Raw genomic sequence first — 22,347 nt, 5'->3', positions numbered from 1 at the left:
TGATGCGGACCCCTTTCGCTTTCTTGACCAAACTGCTGGGGGCCGCCGCCCTGCTGACGGCGCTGCCCCTGGCTCAGGCCCAGGCCCCCACCGCCCCCAAGGTGCTGCGCTACGCCTTCCAGATCGCCGAAACCGGCTTCGACCCCGCGCAGATCAGCGACGACTATTCCCGCACCATCACCCCGCATATCTTCGAGGCGCTCTACGCCTTCGACTACCTGGCCCTGCCGGTCAAGGCCAAGCCGCTGACGGCCGCCGCCCTGCCCGAGGTCACGAATGACTTCAAGACCTGGACGATCCGACTCAAGCCCGGCATCTACTTCGCCGACGACCCGGCCTTCAAGGGCAAGAAGCGCGAGCTAACGGCGCAAGACTACGTCTACAGCTTCAAACGTTTTGCCGACCCCAAGATCAATGCGCCGCTCTACGCCGGCGTGGAAGAACTGGGCATCCAGGGCCTGCTGGCCCTGCGCAACAAGGCCATCGCCGAGAAGCGCGCGCTGGACTACGACGCCCCCATCGCCGGCCTGCGCGCCCTGGATCGCTACACCCTGCAAATCAATCTGGACCAAGCCCGGCCACGCCTGCTGGACAATCTGGCCAGCAACGACCTGATGGGCGCCGTGGCCCGCGAAGTGGTGGAGTTCTACGGCGAGCGCATCAGCGAGCACCCGGTGGGCACCGGCCCCTTTGTGCTCAAGCAGTGGCGGCGCTCCAGCCTCATCGTGCTGGAGAAAAACCCCGGCTACCGCGAGCGCTTCTTCGAGGCCGAGCCGGCCGCCGACGATGCCGAGGGCCAGGCCATCCTGACCCGCTTCAAGGGCCGGCACATCCCCATGATCGACCGGGTGGAGATCTCCATCATCGAAGAGTCGCAGCCGCGCTGGCTGAGCTTTCTGAACGGCGAGGCCGATCTCTCCTTCATCGTGCCCAATGAGTTTGTCAACTCCGCCTTGCCGGGCAACAAGCTCGCGCCCAATCTGGCCAAACGCGGCATGCGGCTGCACCGCATCCTGGCGGCGGACGAGGCCTTCACCTTCTTCAATATGGAAGACCCGACGGTGGGCGGCTACACACCGGACAAGGTGGCGCTGCGCCGCGCCATCTCGCTGGGCCTGGATGTGGAGCGCGAGATCCGCCAGGTGCGGCGCGGCCAGGCCGTGCTGGCACAAAGCCATGTGGTGCCGCATACCTCGGGCTATGACCCCAAGTACCGTTCCGAGATGAGCACCTACGACCCGGCCCGGGCCGCCGCCTTGCTGGACGCCTACGGGTATGTCGACCGCGACGGCGATGGCTGGCGGGACATGCCCGATGGGTCACCGCTGCTGCTGGAGGTGGCGACCCAGCCGGATTCGCAGTCCCGCCAGTACGATGAGTTATGGCAGCGCTCTTTCGACGCCCTGCACATCCGGGTCAAATTCTTTGCCGGCAAATGGCCGGAGCAGATGAAATCGGCCCGCGCCGGCAAGCTGATGCTGTGGATGATGGGCAATACCGCCAACTCGCCCGACGGCCTGGAGACCCTGCAATACCTGTACGGCCCACAGGCCGGCAACCAGAACATCTCGCGCTTCCGGCTGAAGGAATTCGATGAGCTGTACGAGCGCATGCTGGTGATGCCCGACGGGCCCGAACGCGAAGCCTTGCTGCTCAAGGCCAAGCGCATCCAGGCGGCCTACCTGCCCATCAAGACCCATGTACACCGCATCCGCAGCGACATCTCGCAACCCTGGTTGATCGGCTATCGCCGGCCCATGTTCCGCAATGAGTTCTGGCATTTTGTGGATATCGACAACGGCTTGCGGCCTTGATCCAGGCCAGGCCTGCAAAATGGGCAGAGGACTCTAGAACCCGCCTTGATGGGCTGCGGAGTGGCTAATATCGACGCCATGTCCATCCATTCCGGCCTGCCCGTTGGCAAGCGCCGCCACCCAGCACAGCATGCCAGCCGCATCCCCTCGCAAGCCACGCAGCGCCGCCACTTCCAGCCCTAGCCGCAAGCTTGGCCAACGCGCCGGCAGGGCGGAGCAAGGCGAGGATGCGGCCTCGGCTCACCGCCACCCTCATCATCATCATCTGCTGGACCTGAGCGCACCCAATGCCTTGCTGCTGATGCTGGAGGGCCGCGCGCCCTGGGAGTTCGCCGCCTTGCTGGCCGCCTCACCTTGGCTGCGCCGCCTGCCGCGCGGCGATGGGCATCCGGTGATCGTCTTCCCCGGCCTGGGCGCCAATGACCTGACGACCAAGCCCTTGCGCAGTTTTCTCGATGCCCTGGGCTACGAGACCCATCCCTGGGGCCAGGGCTTCAACTTCGGCCCCCGCCACGGCGTGCTGGAGCAATGCTCGGCCGATGTGAAGCGCCTGTTCAAACATCATGCCAAGCCGGTCAGCCTGATCGGCTGGAGCCTGGGCGGCATCTACGCCCGTGAACTCGCCAAGGAACTGCCCGACCACGCGCGCTGCGTCATCACCCTGGGCACGCCCTTCACCGGCCACCCGCGCGCCACCAATGCCTGGCGCTTCTTCGAGCTGGTCAGCGGCCAGGACACCCACGACCCGGCCCTGATGGCGCAGATCCGCCAGACCCCGCCGGTGCCCACCACCTCCATCTATTCACGCAGCGACGGCATCGTCTCCTGGCGCTGCAGCCTCAACCCGCCCAGCGAGCTCAGCGAAAACATCGAAGTCCCAGCCAGCCATCTCGGCCTGGGGATGAACCCGCTGGCGCTTTACGCGGTGGCGGATCGGCTGGGGCAAAAGGCGGGGGAGTGGCGCCCGTTTGAAGCGCGGGGGGGGCGGAGGTATTTCTTCAAGACCCGCGATTGAAAGAATGGGGTCAGAGTCATTTAATTTGTGAAATTAAATGACTCTGACCCCATTATTCAAAACTCAAGCGCCCAGAAATATTGCCGCCGTCTTGTCTTTGGGGCGCTGGCCTGAGTTGATGTAGGTGAGCAAAGCGGTGGCGGCGGCATCGGTGTCAAAACCCCGCAGCCGCAGACCCAGCGGAATTTGGCTGCTGCGCACAATCGACTTGGCATAGGCCGCCAGGAAGGTTTGCTCAATCAGATACAAACTGCCCAATTCGTAGAAGGCAGCCATGCCGCGGATGTAATCGGCCTTATCCACATCGGCAAACGAAATGGGCAAGAGCCCGGCCGCCAGCAGCGGCACATTGGCCAAAATACGCGAAGTCCGCTTATTGCCGTTAGCAAATGCCTGCAAATAGGGAATGCGCGTCATCAGATACAAGGCCGCAGCGACCGGCCTAAGCGTACCTGCCGTCAGCAAAATATCCTTCAAGGCTGCAGCAACAAAGCCCGTTCCGGGCCGTGAGGGCGGAATATAAGCCGAGGCCGCCAAGTTCACGTCCTCATACTCGCGCGGCTGGCCGCGCTGGTGCGCGGGCAAGAAATGGTCGGAGGTGCTCAAGACATCGGGCAGGCCATGCTCATCGGTCAGCAAGGCATGCATGGCGCAGGCATTGTCAAAGCTCAGCGTCCGGTTTTCCCACAGATACTCGGCTGCGCGCTTGTGATTCAAGACCAGCAAGGCGTCGGCCATGGGCTTGCTCTTGTTCTGCTGCCCATACTGGATCAAGGTTTGCGTGTCCAGCGAGGAATAGGTTCCACCCTCGAGGACCGAAGACCCCCAGGAGAAATCAAGGACAAAACTGGCCAGGAAATGCCGGTCTATCGGCTGGGCCAAGGCTTGGATCCGCGTGCAACGCTGCGCCTTCTCATCGGCAAGCTCCGGGCTGGGCAATAAAAGCGCCTCGTTGAAGGGCGCCACTGGGCGCTGCTGCCAGGGCTGGTCAAAAAATGCATCGATCTCCGCCCGGCTGAATGCCGAGGCCGACACATAGCGCCTCGCACGCCCGGCGCCGAGGGCAAGCACCAAGCCCTGCGACAAAAATTCGGCCAGACGCCGGTTCAAGGTCGAACGGCTGAGACCCGGCACCAAGCCCTCCATGACCTCCGGCGTCAATCCCTTGGGGCCGGCAGAGGCAATGTGACTCAGCAAGAGCTGGACTTCGGCAGCACTCATTTTGACAAGAAGAATTTTCTGTAAGTTGCTGTAGCGTATGAGATTATTTCAACTTAGTCAAAAATTCTGGCGAGAATGCCTTGCTTGTCATGCGGCCCGTTGCCGACAAAGGCGAGCCTTGAATTTAGGAGTCAACGGGGGCAGAAGGAAAAATGACTCTGACCCTAACCATATTTTTCCTTTGCGCAGCGACGGCATCGTCTCCCGGCGCTGCCGCCTCAACCCGCCCAGCGAGCTCAGCGAAAACATCGAAGTCCCAGCCAGCCATCTCGGCCTGGGGATGAACCCGCTGGCACTTTACGCGGTGGCGGATCGGCTGGGGCAAAAGGCGGGGGAGTGGCGCCCGTTTGAAGCGCGGGGGGGCGGAGGTATTTCTTCAAGACCCACGATTGAAAGAATGGGGTCAGAGTGTCTCCGCTGTGTTTCGTTTGTTGCAAGCAACTGACAGCTGGACTTTCACCCACAAAAGTGCGTTCATTCTGAGCGCATAGAAAAAGGGGAACGTGTTGCACACATTCCCCTTTTGCAGAATCAGTTGGCCTTAAACCTAACAGACTAGCATTACCCTAGCCGGGCGCTTTCAAATCCACTATTCAAATTGCAATAAATACAATTAAAAATTAAGGAGTTGAATTCTTCTCAATTGCAGCCTTAACTGCCGCCTGGGTAACATCAGTAGTCACAGTCCAAGACATGCGCACGCCATCGGCCACGGCCTGATATTTGATCCATTTGCCATCCAAATCGGAACCATTGCCCGATGCAGTGAATGTCGCCGTAATCAAGCCAGCGTTGTCCGCAACAACAGTCGCCAGAACATTGGTCGCCGTGAAAGCAGGAACGCCACCTGTACCGGCCGACGCACATGTACCAAAGCCTGCGTTTTCTTGATAGCACAAAGCAACTGCCTTCTTCACGCCATCAATGCTGGCAATCGCCGATGATGCTTTGGACTTGCTGGTGTAATCTTTGTACTGCGGAATCGCCACCGCCGCCAAAATACCAATAATCGCCACAACGATCATCAGTTCGATCAGGGTGAAACCTTGTTGAACGCGCTTCATGCTCATGATGTGTTCCTAAAGAGAGAAAGGGAAGCTTGTTAAACACGCTTCCCTTTTATTGGATCAGTTGGTTTTAAGCCTAACTGACTAGCATTGCCCTAGCTGGGTACTTTTCAATTCCGCTATTAAAACCGCAACAAATGCAGCTAACAGATTAAGGAGTTGAATTCTTCTCGATTGCTGCCTTAACTGCCGCTTGAGTAACGTTGGTGGTCACGGTCCAGGACATACGAACGCCATCGGCCACGGCCTGATACTTGATCCATTTGCCGTCCAAATCGGAACCATTGCCCGATGCAGTGAATGTCGCCGTAATCAAGCCTGCGTTGTCCGCAACAACAGTCGTCAGAACATTGGTCGCCGTGAAAGCAGGAACGCCACCTGTACCGGCCGACGCACATGTACCAAAGCCTGCGTTTTCTTGATAGCACAAAGCAACTGCCTTCTTCACGCCATCAATGCTGGCAATCGCCGATGATGCTTTGGACTTGCTGGTGTAATCTTTGTACTGCGGAATCGCCACCGCCGCCAAAATACCAATAATCGCCACAACGATCATCAGTTCGATCAGGGTGAAACCTTGTTGAACGCGCTTCATGCTCATGATGTGCTCCTAAAAAAAGGAAAAAGTGTAGGGACCTGAGAACTAAAAATTCGGATCGGATACACCCCCTTGAATGCAGGGGTCGTGCCAGCTTTTTCAGGGCCTACTTTCGCGACTTTCCTCACATTTCCGGGCTCCCGGCCGCCTGATCTGACAATTTTTGTCAGTCCAGCCCGTCCAAATTTTGTCGCTCTCCCTTGGCCTGACAATTTTTGTCAGTCGCTTCACGGCTCATCCTGGCTCAGCAAAGCTCCTCAAAATGAGTTTGGGGTCAGAGTCAATTAATCGATAATTGACTCTGACCCCATTTAGGGAGATAGGCATGCCCGGGAACGCTTGCCGCTGCACTTGTACGCGGCGAGGCCTCACAGCGCCATCAAATCCCCCGCCTGCAGAGGCCTGAGGATGTGGCCGGTGCTTAGCGTTGCGATCTCTTGCATCACGGCTTCGACTTCACCCGGTTTGATATGGGTGATGCAGACGGACACCGGGCCCGCCAACTGCGCCAGTTCACGGGCCAGGGCCGCGGGGCAGAGATGTTGGCTGAGGCTGGCGAGTTCGTGTTCTTCGTTGCTGAAGGCCGTCTCGATCACCAGATGCGAGAGCTTGAGTTGGGCCAGGCGCTGCCACAGGGCCGGGTTGGGGCCGGTGTCGCCGGTGAAGACCCAGTGGGCATGACCGGAGGCCGGGCCGGCATCGACGGCAAAACCCACGGCGGGCACGGTGTGGGCGGCGCTGAGGACCTCGATGCTGCGGCCACGCCCCAAGTCCAGGCGTTCGCCGATCTCAAAAGGATGCAGGCTCAGCACCGGGCTTTCGGGCCTGGGCAGGCGGGTGAAATCGGGCCAGATGATGCCGTTGAAGATGTGACGGCGCAGGGCTTCCAGGGTTTGCGGCAGGGCGTGGACCTGAATGGGCGGGCGGCCGGCGGCGGCACGCAGGCGCAGCACCGAGTCGGCCAGCAAAGGGATGGACAGCACATGGTCCAGATGGGAGTGGCTGATCAGGATGTGATCGATGCGGGCCAAGTCGTCCAGCGGCAGATCGCCCACCCCGGTGCCCGCGTCGATCAACACATCGTCGTCCAGCAGGAAGGCAGTGGTCTTGTAACCGGCGGCGATGGCGCCAGAACAGCCAAGGACGCGAATTTTCATGAAAAGCAGGCGTTCGAGTAGGTGGGGAGGAACCCTGAGCGCAGCTCGCAGTTGCCGCACTCAGGCTTGCCAATGTACGCAGGCTTGGCGGTCTCGCTAAGTGCGCATTACCGGGTTTTTTCACCCACAGCCCTATCCGGCACAAGCCCTGGCCGCCGGCGTGACTTTGTGCACAAGTCGGCGCGCAAGAGCTGGGCGGCCTGCCCATGCCCAGGCCGCTCGGCGGGCTTGGCATACTGCGCGTGTCAACCTTGGGTTCAGCATGAGCAAGAACAAAAACAGCAGCGGCCATCAAGCGCCCTCTCCACAGTCCATCGAAGAGATGAGCATTCAGCAGTTGGTGGAAGAAGCCAAGCGCATCAAGCAAATCATGCGCGATGGCAAAGGCCGCATCGGCGCTCAGACGGCCCTGCCGCCAGCGCAAGCGGCGGAGCCCAGCATCGTCAAGCTCACGGATGACGAGCAGTGCTTGCTGGACGCCATGCTGCTGGCCGGAGGGTCCCGAGGCGCCGACGGCTTGCGCCTGTGGCTGGGCGCGCGAGGCGCCGTGCGCACGACCAGTGGCCGCCCTTTCATGCCCGCCGATATCAGCCTGGGCCTGAAGTCTTTGCACAGGCAGGGCTTGCTGAAGCTGCAATCAAGCCATGGCTTTGCGGCCGACCTGCAACAGCATGGCCAGCGCCTGCAAAGCTTGCTGCTGAACAAGGAGCTCGCCGCTCAGAATTGGCGTCATATCGCCTGGATGTTCTCAGGTGGTTTTGGCGACCCCCAGCGCACGCCGACCTGGCTGAGCTTCCGCGGCCCGGGCGAGTGCCGCACGATGCTGCGTGCGCTGATCTTCTCCGGCATGTCTTTGGCCCAGTTCCAGGATTTGATGCAGCATTGGCCGGAGTTGCAGGATCTGGACAGCATGGCCCAGGTCATGACCCAGCCCTGGATGCCCGCAGCCCTGGCGCAGATCGCGCCGGACCTGCTGAGCGATTTGCTGACGCAGATCCTGCTCGCGTTCCCGGCCAATGACGCCTCTATCACCCCGCTGCGGCGCTGGTTGAAGGAGGAATTCGACCGCGACCCCGCGCGCGTGTCTCCCGGCCTGCGTGTCTATCTGGCAGAAAGCCAGGCCCTGGCCCTGAACTTCGAGGGCGTGGCGCCCTTGCTCAAAGGCTTGTCAGGGCCGCTCGTCGATGGCTTTGCGGCGATCCAGAAGGCGAGCCAGGGGCAGTGGGCGCCCGCCTGCGCCGAGCTGGAACTCGGCATCAAGGAGATACGCCGGCTCAGCAAGCAGCGGCGCGGCAGCCTCAGCCCCGAGTTCACCCGCCTCTACATCGCCAGCCTGCTGGCCCAGGACGATCCCAAGCTCTGGGATGCGGCGCGCAAATACTGCATCGCCGAATCGGGCTCGCGCAACCCTTCGCCGCATGAGCTCTGGGGCCGCTGGGCCCATGCGATCGGCGCTCGTCTGGGCGAGACAGCGTTTGACCCGACCTGTGTGCAATACCTGCCGGCCCTGGAGGAACGCGAAGCCAGCCTGAGCCAATCGGCCGACCGGCTGCTGCTGGCCGCCTGGCTGGGCAAACCGGCACCGGGCTGGACGCCGCTGGCGGCGCAGAAGCTGGCCCAGGGTTTGGCCGCGGCCGGCCGGCTCTGGCTGGCCGCCTGGACGGCACAAGCGGCCGAGCGCCTGGAACTCGGCAAGCCCCCGCTTGATCTGCAGGGCAAGCCCTGGCCCGCCTCTTTTCTGGGCCAGCCCCGCGAGGCCTGGCGCGACGCCCTGGCCGCCATCTCGGCCCTGGCCGTGGCGAGCGAGGGCAAGAGCAGCGAGGCCAAACGCAGCGAACTGGCCTGGTCTTTGCAGCTGGACGAGGAAGGCCGGGTGCAAAACCTCCTGCCGCTGGAGCGTAGCGTCAGCGCCAAAGGCGTGGAAAAGCTCAAACCCATCACCCTGGCCAAGCTCAAGAAAGGCAGCGAGCTGGCCGCCGCGCGCGACAACGCGGTATTGCGCCATATCGAACGCATCCCCTACGGCGGCGCCAACAGCTTCCAGCTGGACCTGAGCCAGGCCGCCATCGCCCTGATCGGCCACCCGGCCCTGATGCTGGAAGACGCGCCCGGCCAATGGATCGAGCTGGCCGAGGCCCAGCCCGAGCTGGAGGTCTTGCGCAAAAACGCGGGCGAGGCCGGCGGGAGCGACTGCTTCGAGTTCCGCCTGCACCCGCCCCTGCTCAGCCGCAGCAGCCCCCGATTGCAGGGCTGGATGGGCACGAATTTCGAGCTGGAAAGCGCCAAGCGCGAGGCCTTGCGCATCGTGCGCGACGGCCCCCAGCGCGCCCGCCTGATCCGCATCAGCGCCGCCCAGCGCCGAGTGGCCGAGCTGGTGGCCCAGGGCTGGACGGTGCCGGCCAGCGCCAGCGCCGAGCTGGGCGCGGCCCTGCAGGTGCTGAGCGCGCATTTCCAGCTGCACAGCGATGCCCAGGCCGGCCAGCGCGTGCCGGGCGACAGCCGCCTGCACGCCCAGCTCAAACCGCAAGGCGAGGGCCTGCAGCTGCAGCTGGTGGCCCAGCCCTTTGGCGGCTTCGGCCCCGCCGTCACGCCGGGCCAGGGCCGCGCCCAGCTGATGTGCATGCACGAGGGCGTCAGCCTGATGACCGAGCGCGACTTGGCGGCCGAGCAGGCCGCCCGCCAGCAGGTGCTGGAGGCCCTGCCCTTTCTGGACCCCGAACTCAGCCCGGCCTCGCCCTGGAATTTGAACGACGCCGAAGAAGCCCTGCATGCCGTGGAAGTGCTGCCCGGCTTGAGCGGCATCGCCGCCCTGGCCTGGCCCAAGGGCAAGCCGCTGCGCGTCAGCCCGGTCAACAGCACGGCGCTGACGCTGCAGGTCAGCAGCGGACGCGACTGGCTGGGCCTGAACGGCGAAGCCCAGCTGGATGAGCAGCGCGTGCTCAGCCTGCAGGAGCTGATGACGCTGGCGCGCGCCTCGCGCAGCCGCTTTGTGCGCCTGGGCGAGGGCGAGTACCTGGCCCTGAGCGAGCAACTGCGCCAGCAGCTGCGCGATCTGGATGCCCTGGGTCAGAGCAAGAAAGATCAGCTGCTGCTCCCGCAAGCCGCCGCCTCCTGGCTGGACGCCACGCTCAGCGATATGCGCTTGCAAGGCGACTCGCCCTGGCTGGCCCGCATGGACACACTCAGCCAGGCCGCCGCCCTGCAGCCCAAGACTCCCGCCGGCCTGCGGGCCGAGCTGCGTGGCTATCAGCTGGAGGGTTATGCCTGGATGACGCGCCTGGCCCATGCCGGCCTGGGCGCCTGCCTGGCCGACGATATGGGCCTGGGCAAGACGGTGCAGACCCTGGCCCTGCTGCTGGATCGGGCGGCCAAAGGCCCGGCCCTGGTGCTGGCGCCCACCTCGGTCTGCGGCAATTGGCTGAGCGAGACCCACAGCTTCGCCCCCGGCCTGCGCTGCCGCATCTACGGCGAGGAAGCCGACAAGGCCGAGCGCGCCGCCGCCATCGCCGAGGCCGGCCCCGGCGATGTGCTGGTGGTGTCTTACGCCCTGGCCCAGATCGACGGCGAGGCCCTGGCCGAAAAAACCTGGGCCACCCTGGTGATGGACGAGGCCCAGGCGCTGAAGAACGCCGCCACCAAGCGGGCCAAATCGGTGGGCGAGTTCAAGGCCGACTTCCGACTGGCCCTGTCGGGCACGCCGGTGGAAAACCGCCTGGCCGATCTCTGGTCCATCATGAATCTGATCAACCCCGGCCTGCTGGGCGCGGCCACGCAGTTCGGCGAACGCTTTGCCAACCCGATCGAGAAGCAGCAGGACGCGGCCGCCCGCCAGCGCCTGCGCCGCCTGGTCTCGCCCTTTTTGCTGCGCCGGACCAAGGCGCAGGTCTTGCAAGATCTGCCGCCGCGCACCGAGATCGTCCACCTGGTGCAGCCCAGCAGCGAGGAGCGCAACTTCCTGGAAGCCCTGCGCCGCAGCGCCCAGGAGGCCGTGGCCAAGGCCGCCGCCCAAGGCCAGGCCGCGCCCATGCAGGTGCTGGCCGAGCTGATGCGCTTGCGCCGCGCCGCCTGCGACCCGCGCCTGGTCTCGGCCGAGCTGGGCCTGGTGGGCGCCAAGATGGCCGAGTTCGAACGCGTCGTGCGCGAGCTGGTCGAGGGCTCGCACAAGGCCCTGGTGTTCAGCCAGTTCACCGACTACCTCAAGCTGCTGGCCGAGCGCCTCGACGCCATGGGCGTCAGCTACCAATACCTGGACGGCAGCACGCCGGCGGCCGAGCGCACAAAACGTGTGGCCGCCTTCCAGCGCGGCGAGGGCGAGGTGTTCTTGATCAGCCTGAAGGCCGGCGGCTTCGGCCTCAACCTGACCATGGCCGACTATGTCTTGATCGTCGACCCCTGGTGGAACCCCGCCGCCGAAGACCAGGCCACCGGCCGTGCCCACCGCATGGGGCAGAAGCGCCCGGTCACCGTCTACCGCCTGGTGACGGCCGGCTCGGTGGAGGAGCGCATCATCGATCTACACCGCGACAAGCGCGGCCTGGCCGATGGCATCCTGGAAGGGCAGGAGGAGGCGACGGTGCTGGACGCCAAGGCGCTGGCTGCACTGCTACAAGGCTGAACCCAGCTGCAGGCTGAGCTGGCTTTTGAAGCAGCGCCTTGCACCGCTGAGAGGGTCGATAAAACTCAGCTCCCGCGCCAGTAGCTGCAATGGCCGGCTGTAGTCGGGCTCGCTTTGCTCGGGCAGCAAGCGCGGGTAGATGCGGTCGCCCAGGATGGGCAGGCCCAGGGCGTTCATATGTACGCGCAACTGGTGCTTCTGGCCGGTGCTGGGGTGCAGCTCATAACGGGCCAGGCCACCGTGCTGTTCGAGCAGGCGGATCTCGGTCTCGGCATTGGCTTCGCCGCCGGCCACCTCTTCCATCTGCATAAAGGCCTCGCTGCGCTCTGCCATGCGGCTGCGCCGCAGCAAGGGCCAGCTGAGGCCGGCATCAAACGGCGCGATGGCCTCGTAGACCTTGTGGACCTGGCGATCACGGAACAGGTTTTGATAAGCGCCGCGGGTCTGCGCTTGAATGCTGAACAGCACCAGGCCGGCGGTCTCGCGGTCGATGCGGTGGGCCGGCGTCAAGGCCTCCAGGCCGGTGGCTTTTTTGAGTCGGGTCAGCAGGGTTTGCTGCACATAGCGGCCGGCCGGCACAACGGGCAGAAAGTGCGGCTTGTCTGCGACCAGCAGAAACTCGTCCTGGAACAGGATCTGCGCCTCGAACGGGATGGCGGCCTCCTGCGCCAGCCAGCGCCAGTAGTAGATGCGGCGGCCGGGCCGGTAGGGCGCATCGGCGGGCAAGACCTGACCCCGCTCGTCCAGCACCTCGCCGGCGGCAAGGCGCAGCAGCCAGTCGGCACGGCTCACCGAGGGCAGGCGTTCACACAAAAACTCCAGCAGCGAAGTCCAAGCCCCGGCCGGGCAGGCCAGGGCGCTGGCGCTGACGCCCTCGCGCAGGGGCAGCTGGAGTTTGGCGGGGCGGCTCATTCGGGCGAGGCCTGGCCCTACTCGATCTGCGGCCCGCTGCGGGCACGCTCGTCCATATAGCGCTTCAGGCTCAGGCGATCCTGCTCGTCCAGGCGCGGACCGCGCCAGGCCTTGATCCAGGCCTCGCGCTGCGGCTCCTGGGCCAGCTTGCGCACGGCCTGGTCAATGGCCTCGATCTGGCGCCGGCCCTCGGGCGTGCGGCTGCAGGCGGCCGTGGCCACGGCGGTGCTGCGGCCTTCGGCGATGGGCAGGGCCAACAGCTCCGCGCCGGCGCCGTTGCTGCTGAGGTAATCGGCCATCACGGCGGGGTATTCCAGCGTGTAGTCCATGCGCTGGGCGCGCAACATGGACAGCAGATGGGTGCCCCGGCCTATCACCATGGTCTTGGGCGAGCGCTCGCCGGTGGCCTGCAGCAAGCCGTCGATGCGCGGGCCGAAGGAGCGGCCGCGCGGCAGCAGGCCCACCAAATCCTCGCGCTTCAGGATCTCGGCCAGGCTCAGGGTCTGGCCCGGCGCGTCGGCCTGCTCGAAGCGGGGCAGTTGGTCGCGCCGCACCACCACATGCAGCTGGCGCGACAGCAGGGCCGGGTGGAGATGGGTGTAGTACAGCCAACCCAGGCGCTCGGGCGTGCGCACATGCAGGGCCGAGCACAGGGCCTGGCCCTGGCGCACCAGGGCCTCGAAGCGCGGAAAACCCGCATCGACGAACTCATGGCGGTACTGCGGCATGCGCGCGATCAGCAGGCGCATAAAGCCGTCCACCTCGCCATTGCCCAGGTCCCGCGGCCGCTGCGGCGGCTGGCCGTTCTTGAACGTGAAGTGCGGCGGCAGATCCTGCACCAGCCAGTGGATGGTGCCGACGGTATCGCCCGCCTCGCCAGGCACGGCAGCCCGAGTGGCCGGGCTGCACAGGCCCAGCAACAAACCGGCGATGGCAAGCAGGCGCGGAAGCTTTGGCATCGGGCTGACAGCGCGGGCTATTCGCTGTCGACCCACTCGATGCGGGCGCCCAGGCTGCAGATGTTCTCGACAAAATGCGGGTGGGCGCGGCGTATGGGGGTGGCGTTGCGTATCACCGATTTGCCCGGAATGCTGGCCGCCACCATCAGCAGGGCGATGGCGACCCGGATGATGTAGGGGCTTTCCACCTCGGCCGGATTCAGCGGCTTGCCGCCGAAGGTGACCATGCGGTGCGGGTCGGACAAAAAGGCATGGCCGCCGAATTTGCTCAGCTCCGCGGTCCAGCCCATGGCGCCGTCGTAGATCTTGTTCCAGAACATCACGCTGCCCTCGGCCTTGATGCCCAGGGCCACAAAAATCGGCAGCAGGTCCACCGGCACATAAGGCCAGGGCGCCGCCTCGACCTTTTGCAGGATGTTGCGGGTGAAGGGTTCCTTGACCTTCAGCGGGCCGTGGGTGACGGCGCGCGACCAGCCGTTCTCGTGCACGATCTCGACGCCGAACTTGGCAAAGGTGCGGTCCAGCAGCGGGAACTGCTCGGGCGTGGAGTTACGCACCTCGACCTGGCCGCCGGTGATGGCGCCCAGGGCCAGAAAGGTGACGATCTCGTGGAAGTCTTCGGCAAAGCTGAACTCGGCCCCGCCCAGCCTGTCGACCCCGGTGATGGCCAGGCGCGAGGTGCCCAGGCCCTCGATCTTGGCGCCCAGCAGCTGCAGGAACTGGCAGAACTCCTGCACATGGGGCTCGGAGGCCGCGTTCATCAGCGTGGAGCGGCCCTCGGCCAGAGCGGCGCAGAGCACGAAGTTCTCGGTCGTGGTGACGGAGGCGTAGTCGGTCCAGTGATTGTTGGCGCGCAGCTTGGCCTGGGGCACTTGCAAGACCAGGCCGTCGCTCTGCCGCTCCACCTGGGCGCCGAAACGCTGGAACACCTCCACATGCGGGTCGATTTCGCGCACACCCAGGGTGCAGCCGGTCACATCGTCCTCGATGCGGGCGGCGCCAAAGCGCGCCAGCAGGCCGGGCACCAGCATGATGGAGCTGCGCATCTCCTCGGGCAGGCGATCCTTGGCCGCGTCGAAATGGGTGTCCTTGTGGTGCACGTCCAGCACACCGGTCTCGTAGTCCATGGACACCAGGCTGCCCAGGCTGCGGAACACCTCCAGGATCTTTCTAACGTCGGTGATCTCCGGCACCCCACGCAGCCGCACCGGCTCCCGCGTCAGCAGCGTCGCACACAGCACCGGCAGCACGGCGTTCTTATTGGCCGAGGGAATGATGCGGCCCTTCAGAGGGGTGCCGCCGTGGACGATGAGATTGGACATGGAGTTTGAGCGGGTTCTTTGCGATGCGACGCGGCGCCAACAGATGGCGAGCGATTATCAGGGGTCTGCCTGCTTGGCATGTTCGGCTTCAGTGTAGAGGCCGCACGATGCCGACTGAATTTTCAAAAATTACCTTCCGGTAACTTTTCGACTCAATACCCAGTCAGAGCAAGAAAAACTTACCAATCGGTAATTTCTTAGGCGAACGCCAGCGATGAATGATGATAAATTACCCTTCGGTAACTTTAAGGTCTAACCATGCCGGAAACACCCTTGAATTTCCCGCTCGGTCATTCTGGAGCGGCACTCATCGTCCGCACGGCAGCCGAACTTGGGACCATTGTGCGTGAGCAACGGCGCGAGCTGAAGCTGCGCCAAATCGATCTGGCCGGTATTGGCAACACCGGCAATCGCCTGATCGTTGACATCGAAAAAGGCAAGCCCACGGTGCAAGTTCAAAAAGTTTTGGATGTGCTGGACTTGCTAGGTTTGGAGTTGGTCGTCAGACAGAAAGCGTCGAGATCGCTGTGAATCCAAGACCACGCGCACTGGATGTCTTTTACGGCGCCGAGCTCATGGGGACGGTGCAAGACAGCTCTCCCCTGGCATTTGAATACGCGCCCACTTGGCTGGCACGTCAAGCCGCCTTCCCCCTGTCCGTGATTGCTTTGCAGGCGGGCAAGGTTGACAACCCGCATGTGCAGGCCTTTTTTGAGAACCTCTTGCCAGAGGGAGAGCTGCGCGTCTACCTGTCTGAGCAGCGCAAGGCCTCCACACTTTTTTCCCTGCTGCTTGAAGTGGCGGGCGACACCGCCGGTGGCTTTGTCATGCTGCCTCATGGCCAGCGGCCTCAAGCACCCCGGTACCAGCAAACGAGCTGGCAAGCATTGGCCGCCACGATCAAAAACAAAAGTGCCGGTGCCATTCAGATCCAAGGAGAAAACACAAGAATTTCCCTGGCCGGCGCACAGGACAAGGCCTCCATCGCCATCTTTGACGGCCAAACCCCGCTGCTGCCCCAAGGCTCAGCCCCCTCCACCCACATCCTCAAGCCCGATATCCGGCGCTTGGCGAAAGTCAGAGAATCCGCCGCCAATGAGACCCTCATCATGCGCACGGCCGCCCTCTGCGGGCTCAACACGGCCAAGGTCTTTTACGAACCCCTGACCAAAGCCTGCGTCGTCGAACGCTTTGACCGCCAGACGCTGGCCGACGGCACGCTGGGGCGTTTGATTCAGTACGATTTTTGCCAAATCGCGGGCCTGGGCTCAGAGCGAAAGTACGAGAAAGAGGGGGGGCCCGGCGCGGCGCGATGCGCACAAATCATTCGGCAGTACAGCTCGGCCCCCGCCCTGGATCTGCAAGCCTTTGCGCAATGGATCTTCTTCAACCTCTTTGTCGGCAACAACGACAGTCACGCCAAAAACCTCTCCATCTATCAACGGCCAGGAGAAGGGGTACGACTCACGCCCTTCTACGACATGATGTGTACCCGCATCTACACCGGCTTATCGAGGGAATTTGCCTTCAGCATTGGCGGCGAGCTTCAGCCCGGAAAAATTGGCAAGGCTCAGCTGCAAGGCCTGGCAGAGCAAATCAGCATGCAGCCCAAGTATCTGCAATCGCTGGCCCTGGCCTTGGCGAACAAACTGCCCGCGGCAATCGACCAGGCTTTGCAAGACCTCCAAGCCATGCTCAGCCATGGCGGCAAAACATTTACCAGCAAACTCGCTCTGGACTTGAAGTCCCACGCAAAAAAAGCGGCTCAGCGAATCAGCGCATAGGAATCAAGGGCTGGGCATTGCCATTGAGCAACACGGTATTGCCCGATTTGCCGGCCACGGCAATGGCGGTCTCGCGCTGGATCTCGGCCAGCTTGATTTCCTTCAGCGCCGGCGTCAGCGACTCGCTGATGATGCGGTTGGCGCGCGCCGCACCCTCGGCCTCCACCACCAGGCGCTCGGCCTCGGCCTTGGCCAGCTCGATCTCCTTGCGCTTTTTCTCGATCGCCTGATCGGTCTCGGCGCGCTGGCGGATGGCGGATTCGATGGCCGGATCGGTCAGCAGATTGCGCACATTGACGGCCGTGACGACGAAAGCCCCCTTGTCATTGGCATCCAGCTCGGCCTGCAGGCCGGCGCGCACCATCTCGGCCAGCTCGGTACGCTTGGTGTGCATGGTGGTGGCGTCCAGCTGGGCGATGGCCTTGTACACCGCTTCGCGCGCCTCGCGCGAGACGCGGCTGAAGGCAATCACCAGGTCCTTGGTGCCGCCATTGACGATGTCGCGGTGCATCACCACATCGCCCTGGTACTTCACGTACAAGCCCGGCACGGCGGCGGGCGAGGTCTTGAAGTAAATGTCCAGGTCCACGTCCTTCATGGTCAGGTTGTCGCGGCTCTTGGGGGTCAGGTCATTGAGCGAGAAGCTGACCTCCTTGGTGGTGAACTCGTCCACCGTCTTGAACAAGGTGAAGTAGACCCCGGCCGGCAAGGCTTCGCTGCCCACCTTGCCCAGGGTACGTTCGACGCCCACATTGCCGGTGTCGATCTGGCTGCAAGCGCTCAGCGTCAGAGCCAGGGCAAGCAGCAAAGGGGTGCGCGCAAATGATTTCATATCAGCAAGAAAAAGAGGTTAGGCAGGCGGCGGAGCAAGTGCTCCGCTTCACAACAGGTGCAGAGAGGGCAGGAAATAGGCCGCGACCAGCAAGGCCAGCAGCAGGGCCACGGCCAGGCCCAGGCGGGTACCGTGCTTGGCCAGCAGGGGCCGCAGGCGCTGGCGGCGTTGCGCACCGGCCAGCTGCCAGCCGCCATAGGCCAGCAACAGCAGAATCAACAAGAGGATGAAGTGCCTCAATCCAAGCTCCCGGCAAATATGTGCGCAAAGTACTGCAGCAATTTCCTGCTTGCCGAGGCTGTGCAAGCGCGCTTGTGCGAGGGGGCGGCGGGTCTTGGTCCGCCTCAGGAAGCAGGATCCAGACGCTTGGCCCGGGCCAAACGCCAAGCCTCATCGGGCAGGCCTGCGTAGACCTGTTCAGCGGTGGTGGCGGTTTCCTGCAACTGGGTGTCGATGGCGATGCGTTTGTCGAACACAAAGCACTCGCCCTCCCAGTCGGCCGCGGCGTCGTCACCGCGGGCCTGCATGGCCTCGAAATAACTGACGATGCCGCCGTCCAACTGGTAGACGGTGAGGCCTTGCTCCTGCATCCAGGCGCTGGTTTTCTCGCAGCGGATGCCGCCGGTGCAATACATGGCGATGCGTTTGCCCTGCGCCTTCCATTTGTCCGCATGGCCGGCCACATAGGCCGGGAAGTCGCGGAAATGTGCCACCTGCGGATCCACCGCGCCCTTGAAGCGGCCGAGGCGGAACTCGAAGCTGTTGCGGTTGTCCAGCAGCAGCACATCGGGCTGCCGGATCAGCTCGCGCCATTGCTGGGGCGAGACATGGCTGTCGGGCCTAGCCGCATCGGGCAAGCCGCTGACGCCGGGCACGCCGAAGGCCACGATCTCGGGCTTGGTATGCACCTTGATCAGGGTGAAGGGCCGGGTCGCGCAGGCGCTGTGCTTGAAGCAGATGCCCGCAAACGCGCCGCCAAACACCTCGTCTTGCTGCAAGGCCAGCTCGAAGGCGGCCAGATCCTCGGCCAAGCCCGCCACAGCCGCGCTGATGCCCTCGGGGGCGACCAGGATGTTGCCGCCCAGCTTTGTCGTTAGTTCGCGCAGGCGCTGGGCGATGCGCTCGGGCTCGGCCAGGGCGACGAAGCGGTAGAAGGAGCTGTGAACGTGGGGGTCGGAAATAGCAGACATGGGAAACATCAAACCAGCAAGGCGGGGTCTTCGGGGGCGAACGCCGGCAGCAAGGCCAGGCCGCCGCTCAGCGACCAGGCCTGGGCGTGGCCCAGGCTGGCCAGGGCCGCGGCCGCCTGGCGGCTGCGGTTGCCGCTGCGGCAGAAGAAGAGCAGGGGCTGCTCGGGCCGGGCCAACCAGGCCGGCAAGGCATTGAGCAGGCGCGACAAGGGCACGGCCTGCAGCGTGGCGCCCCATAGCGGCGGCGTGTGGCTGAGGAATTGCTCGTAAGGCTCGCGCACATCGACCAGCACGGCATCGGGGTGCGCCTGCACAAAGGCTTGCAACTGGGCGCCGGGGAGCAGTTGCTCGCTGAGTGGCTGGGGCGCCGCCGCCGGGTTCAGGCGGCGCGCAAACTGCGCGCCCGCGTCCAGGGCCGGCGCGCACAGGCCGGCCAGCTCGGCGCATTCGGCACCCGGCTCGCCAAACAGCAGGGCCTCACGGCCCGCCTCGCTCAAGACCAGGGCCTGCTGGCGGCCGCCTGGCGGCAGCACCCGCCGCAAGCGCTTGGCGCCCAGCTGCAGCTCACTCATACGCACAGGCCAGCCCAGGGCATCGATCTCGGCCGGCGGGAACAAGGCCTCGCCCAGTTCCTCGGCCAGGGCCTGGCGCGCCTCGGCATGCAGGCCGGAGCCCTGGGTGCTGAGCACGGCCACGAGCGGATAGGCCTGGCATTGCAAGGTCTGGATCAGGCGCGGCAACTGCTCGGGCAAGGGGTCGATCAGCACGCAGCGCTGCGAGGCCGCATCGGCCAGCAGATAGCAGCAGGCGCCGTCCAGGGCGAAGCGGGTGATGCCCTCGCCCGGCGTGGGCTGGTTGTCCTGCGGGCTCAGACAGTTATTGCGCAGCGACTCGCCACAGGCGCGGATGCGGGCGCAGGCTTCGATGATGAAGGCCTCGTCCACCGCCGGGCCGATCGAGAGCCGCACCGCGCCGGCCGCCTGCCAGTCCGGCAAGCCCATGGCCTGCAAAACAAAGCTGGGCTGGGCCTTGGCGGCGCTGCAGGCGGAGCCGCCGCTGATGCGCAGCTCGGCGGCGTCGAACAGGTCTTGCAGCAGGCGCGAGCTCAGGCCCGGCACGGCGAAATTGAGCGTGGTGGGTAAAGTCTGCGCCAGCGGCGCGTTATAGACCAGGCCGGGAAAGGCCTCCTCCAGCGCCCGGGCCAGGCGGGCCCGGAAGGCCTGCAGGGTCGCGTGATCGCGGAAGCTGATGCCGTCTTCCAGCGCCGCCAAAACCGCGCCCAGGGCGGCAATGCCGGACATATTCTCGGTGCCCGAGCGGCGGCTGCCCTCCTGCCCGCCGCCGGCCATCAGCGGCGTGAAGGGCGCGCCCTCGCGCACATACAGCATGCCTATGCCCTTGGGGGCGTAGAGCTTGTGGCCGGAGAAGGGGGCGTAGTCGATGCGGGTCTTGGCCAGTTGCAGAGGGATCTTGCCCAGGGCCTGCACGCCGTCCACCATCCAGAAGGCGCGGCTGCCGCTGCGCAGCAAGCTGGCCTCGATGCCGGCCAGATCGCTGATCACCCCCGTCTCGTTATTCGCCGCCATGGTGCAGACCAGGCCGGCACGCGGCGCCTCGCGCTGCAGAAAGTCCAGATCGTGATGGCCTTCGCGGTCCACCGGGATGGCGACGATCTGCAGATGCAGGCCCAGGATCTGGTTCCAGTGCTTGAGCGCCTCGGGCACGGCCTTGTGTTCGGTGGCGCCGTAGAGCAGCAGCTCGGCCTTGTGGTCAGCTGAATCTCGGCGCTCGCGCAAGGCGTGCAGGGCCGAGAGCACGGCGGTCTGTATGCCTTCGGTGGCGCCGCTGACGAAGAGCAGTTGGCCGCCGCCGGTCTGCAGCAGGCCTTGGGCGCGCTCACGGGCGGCGTCCATCAGCGCGCGCGCCTTCAGGCCGGTGCTGTGCACGCTGCTGGGGTTGCCGAAGTCGTCCGCCATGGCTTGCAAAGCGGCTTGTGCGGCTTGCGCCAGCACCGGGGTGGTGGCGTTGGCGTCGAGATAGATTTCCATGGTGGCGCGGGGGAGAGGAGCAAGGCGAGGCGCCATCCTACTCTGCCAACCCGGCCTATACTGGCGAGCCGGGTCGGCAGAACACCCAGGCCTTGCCGTGCGGCCCGTCCGCAAGCTAAACCTGCCAGGCAAAACCTTTTCTTGATTCATCAGCTTGAGCTCACCCAAACCATTTGTGTGCGCCCGGCTGGAAGTCGGCAAGCACCAGCACCGTCAGCCTTGATCGCCGACGGCGGGTTAAAGCAGCACACGATTTGTGGAGAACTCGCCATGCCTCGTGAATTGATCGCCCTGCACGCCCAGGACCTGTCCAGCTTCAGCAAAACCCTGCGCCAGGCGCTAAGCCAGCATCTGAGCGGCAGCACAACGCCCCAAGCCCCCAGCCATCTGAGCCTGATGAATATGCTGGCCCGCGCGGCCGGGCATCGCAATCTGCAGGCCTTGAAGGCCGCCGCGCTGAGCAGCCCGTCCACGCCCAGCCTGCAGGCACCCGCCCAAGCCGCCCCGGCGCGCGGCCCGCGCCACCCGGGCCTGAGCGAAGCGGCCGACCGCGCCCTGCGCCAGTTCGACGCCCAGGGCCGGCTGGCGCGCTGGCCCGCCAAGCGCCAGGTGCAGCGCCATGTCTTGTGGGGCTTGTGGCTGCACTTTGACAGCCGCCGCATCTACACCGAGCCCGAGGTCAATGAAGTGATCAACAAGCAGCATTGCTTTGGCGACCACTGCACCCTGCGCCGCGAGCTGGTGGAAATGCGCTTGCTGGAACGCTGGGACGGTGGCCGCCAATACCGCAAGCTGGCGGCCCGGCCCGACGCCGAGCTGCTGCCCCTGCTGCGCGAGCTGCGGGAGCGCGCTGCGCCGGGGCGCTGAGCAGTGAGCAGGCGGCTGGCTACAATCCGCCGCCTGCACTTTGATGGGAATCTCCGTGTCCGACCGCCTTGCCGTTCTGCCCCAATACCTGCTGCCCAAACAGGCCCTGACCTGGCTTGCCAAGCAGATCGCTTCGGCGCGCATGGGCTCCCTCACCACCGCGCTGATCCGCTGGTTTGTGGGCCGCTACCAGGTCAATATGGCCGAGGCGGCCGAGCCCGATATCGCCGCCTACCCGACGTTCAACGAGTTCTTCACCCGCGCGCTCAAGCCGGGCGCGCGCCCGCTGGCGCCCGCCACGCTGATCTGCCCGGTGGACGGCGCCATCAGCCAGTTCGGCCGTATTGGTGGCGAACAGGGCGAGCAGATCTACCAGGCCAAGGGCCACCAGTTTTCCACCACCGCCCTGGTGGGGGGGGATGCGCAGTTAGCCGCCCAGTTTCGCGACGGCTACTTCGCCAATATCTACCTCAGCCCCAAGGACTATCACCGCATCCACATGCCATGTGCTGGCCGCCTGACGCGCATGATCCATGTACCGGGCGAGCTGTTCTCCGTCAACCCGACGACGGCACGCGGCGTGCCGGGCCTGTTCGCCCGCAATGAGCGCGTGGTCTGCGTGTTCGAGGGCGAACAAGGGCCCTGGGTGATGGTGCTGGTGGGGGCCACCATCGTGGGCAGCATGGCCACCGTCTGGCATGGCGTGGTCAACCCGCCCCGCCCAGGCCTGCTGCGCGAATGGACTTACCAGGACCAGGAAGTCAAGCTGGCCCAGGGCGATGAGCTGGGCCGCTTCCTGCTGGGCTCAACCGTCGTGATGCTCTTCCCCGCCGGCCAAAGCCTCAGCTTCAACAGCGCCTGGCGCGGCGAGGAACGCGGCCAGGCCGGCAGCGACGTGAGGCTGGGTGAGGCGATGATGCACACTGACCCGCGTGCGACTTGACGG

Annotated in this window: 18 protein-coding genes; 7 read left to right on the top strand and 11 right to left on the bottom strand. The window is 64.6% G+C overall.

The genetic code is table 11. The annotated features are described in order from the left end of the window. The first annotated feature begins 2 nt into the window (after nt 1–2). A complete protein-coding gene (locus tag HNP55_RS05320) occupies nt 3–1,814 on the top strand; it encodes an ABC transporter substrate-binding protein (RefSeq protein ID WP_184296955.1) in 1,812 nt (603 codons plus the stop codon). Nucleotides 1,815–2,115: 301 nt separating this feature from the next. After that, a complete protein-coding gene (locus HNP55_RS05315) occupies nt 2,116–2,829 on the top strand; it encodes an esterase/lipase family protein (RefSeq protein ID WP_246448255.1) in 714 nt (237 codons plus the stop codon). A gap of 63 nt (nt 2,830–2,892) precedes the next feature. On the opposite strand, the gene HNP55_RS05310 is transcribed toward HNP55_RS05315, so the two are convergent. The 4 genes from HNP55_RS05310 to HNP55_RS05295 form a co-directional block, all read right to left on the bottom strand. Then, nucleotides 2,893–4,050: a Fic family protein gene (locus HNP55_RS05310; protein WP_221439475.1), complete on the bottom strand. Its 1,158-nt coding sequence runs from the start codon at nt 4,048–4,050 to the stop codon at nt 2,893–2,895. A 620-nt stretch (nt 4,051–4,670) separates the two neighbouring features. After that, complete coding sequence (locus HNP55_RS24625) at nt 4,671–5,120, bottom strand: pilin (RefSeq protein ID WP_281385228.1); 450 nt, start codon at nt 5,118–5,120, stop codon at nt 4,671–4,673. Between the two features lie 148 nt (nt 5,121–5,268). Then, on the bottom strand, nt 5,269–5,718 hold the full coding sequence (locus HNP55_RS24620; protein WP_281385227.1) for a pilin: 450 nt from the start codon (nt 5,716–5,718) through the stop codon (nt 5,269–5,271). Nucleotides 5,719–6,083: 365 nt separating this feature from the next. Further along, nucleotides 6,084–6,872 (bottom strand): MBL fold metallo-hydrolase, encoded by a 789-nt coding sequence (locus HNP55_RS05295; protein ID WP_184296949.1) that lies wholly within the window; start codon nt 6,870–6,872, stop codon nt 6,084–6,086. Between the two features lie 262 nt (nt 6,873–7,134). Between HNP55_RS05295 and HNP55_RS05290 the strand changes: the two genes are divergently transcribed. Next, nucleotides 7,135–11,487: a DEAD/DEAH box helicase gene (locus HNP55_RS05290; protein WP_184296947.1), complete on the top strand. Its 4,353-nt coding sequence runs from the start codon at nt 7,135–7,137 to the stop codon at nt 11,485–11,487. Here the strand turns inward: HNP55_RS05290 and HNP55_RS05285 are convergent. From HNP55_RS05285 to HNP55_RS05275, 3 genes are read right to left on the bottom strand one after another with little or no spacing between them, the layout of a single operon-like run. Continuing rightward, nucleotides 11,476–12,399 carry a pseudouridine synthase gene (locus HNP55_RS05285; protein WP_184296945.1) on the bottom strand — a complete coding sequence of 308 codons (924 nt, stop codon included), beginning with the start codon at nt 12,397–12,399 and terminating at the stop codon, nt 11,476–11,478. The two genes, HNP55_RS05290 and HNP55_RS05285, sit on opposite strands and share 12 nt — an antisense overlap. A gap of 17 nt (nt 12,400–12,416) precedes the next feature. Then, nucleotides 12,417–13,358 (bottom strand): TIGR02285 family protein, encoded by a 942-nt coding sequence (locus HNP55_RS05280; protein ID WP_184296943.1) that lies wholly within the window; start codon nt 13,356–13,358, stop codon nt 12,417–12,419. Between the two features lie 17 nt (nt 13,359–13,375). Further along, complete coding sequence (locus HNP55_RS05275) at nt 13,376–14,680, bottom strand: UDP-N-acetylglucosamine 1-carboxyvinyltransferase (protein WP_184296942.1); 1,305 nt, start codon at nt 14,678–14,680, stop codon at nt 13,376–13,378. A 258-nt stretch (nt 14,681–14,938) separates the two neighbouring features. Between HNP55_RS05275 and HNP55_RS05270 the strand changes: the two genes are divergently transcribed. Together HNP55_RS05270 and HNP55_RS05265 are read left to right on the top strand one after the other, a co-directional pair. Further along, nucleotides 14,939–15,211 (top strand): transcriptional regulator, encoded by a 273-nt coding sequence (locus tag HNP55_RS05270; RefSeq protein WP_184296940.1) that lies wholly within the window; start codon nt 14,939–14,941, stop codon nt 15,209–15,211. Further along, complete coding sequence (locus tag HNP55_RS05265; protein ID WP_184296938.1) at nt 15,208–16,464, top strand: HipA domain-containing protein; 1,257 nt, start codon at nt 15,208–15,210, stop codon at nt 16,462–16,464. The genes HNP55_RS05270 and HNP55_RS05265 overlap by 4 nt, the downstream gene beginning before the upstream one ends. On the opposite strand, the gene HNP55_RS05260 is transcribed toward HNP55_RS05265, so the two are convergent. The 4 genes from HNP55_RS05260 to HNP55_RS05245 form a co-directional block, all read right to left on the bottom strand. After that, entirely contained in the window at nt 16,454–17,296 is an 843-nt protein-coding gene (locus tag HNP55_RS05260) for an SPFH domain-containing protein (RefSeq protein ID WP_184296936.1), read from the bottom strand. The genes HNP55_RS05265 and HNP55_RS05260 overlap by 11 nt on opposite strands. A gap of 48 nt (nt 17,297–17,344) precedes the next feature. Next, nucleotides 17,345–17,518, bottom strand: a complete 174-nt coding sequence (locus HNP55_RS05255) for a hypothetical protein (RefSeq protein WP_184296934.1) — start codon at nt 17,516–17,518, stop codon at nt 17,345–17,347. Between the two features lie 122 nt (nt 17,519–17,640). Beyond that, complete coding sequence (locus HNP55_RS05250; RefSeq protein WP_184296932.1) at nt 17,641–18,486, bottom strand: rhodanese-like domain-containing protein; 846 nt, start codon at nt 18,484–18,486, stop codon at nt 17,641–17,643. An 8-nt stretch (nt 18,487–18,494) separates the two neighbouring features. After that, a complete protein-coding gene (locus HNP55_RS05245; RefSeq protein ID WP_184296931.1) occupies nt 18,495–20,534 on the bottom strand; it encodes an aminotransferase class V-fold PLP-dependent enzyme in 2,040 nt (679 codons plus the stop codon). Nucleotides 20,535–20,804: 270 nt separating this feature from the next. Between HNP55_RS05245 and HNP55_RS05240 the strand changes: the two genes are divergently transcribed. Beyond that, nucleotides 20,805–21,401 (top strand): DUF2087 domain-containing protein, encoded by a 597-nt coding sequence (locus HNP55_RS05240; protein ID WP_184296929.1) that lies wholly within the window; start codon nt 20,805–20,807, stop codon nt 21,399–21,401. A gap of 55 nt (nt 21,402–21,456) precedes the next feature. Beyond that, on the top strand, nt 21,457–22,344 hold the full coding sequence (gene asd / locus HNP55_RS05235; protein ID WP_348648665.1) for an archaetidylserine decarboxylase: 888 nt from the start codon (nt 21,457–21,459) through the stop codon (nt 22,342–22,344). The last annotated feature ends 3 nt before the right edge of the window (nt 22,345–22,347 follow it).

Origin of the sequence: Roseateles oligotrophus (assembly GCF_014204525.1) — a bacterium.
Lineage (GTDB): Bacteria > Pseudomonadota > Gammaproteobacteria > Burkholderiales > Burkholderiaceae_C > Paucibacter_A > Paucibacter_A oligotrophus_A.
Note: the sequence above shows the minus strand (reverse complement) of the source record. Positions and strands in the feature narration are given on the sequence as shown.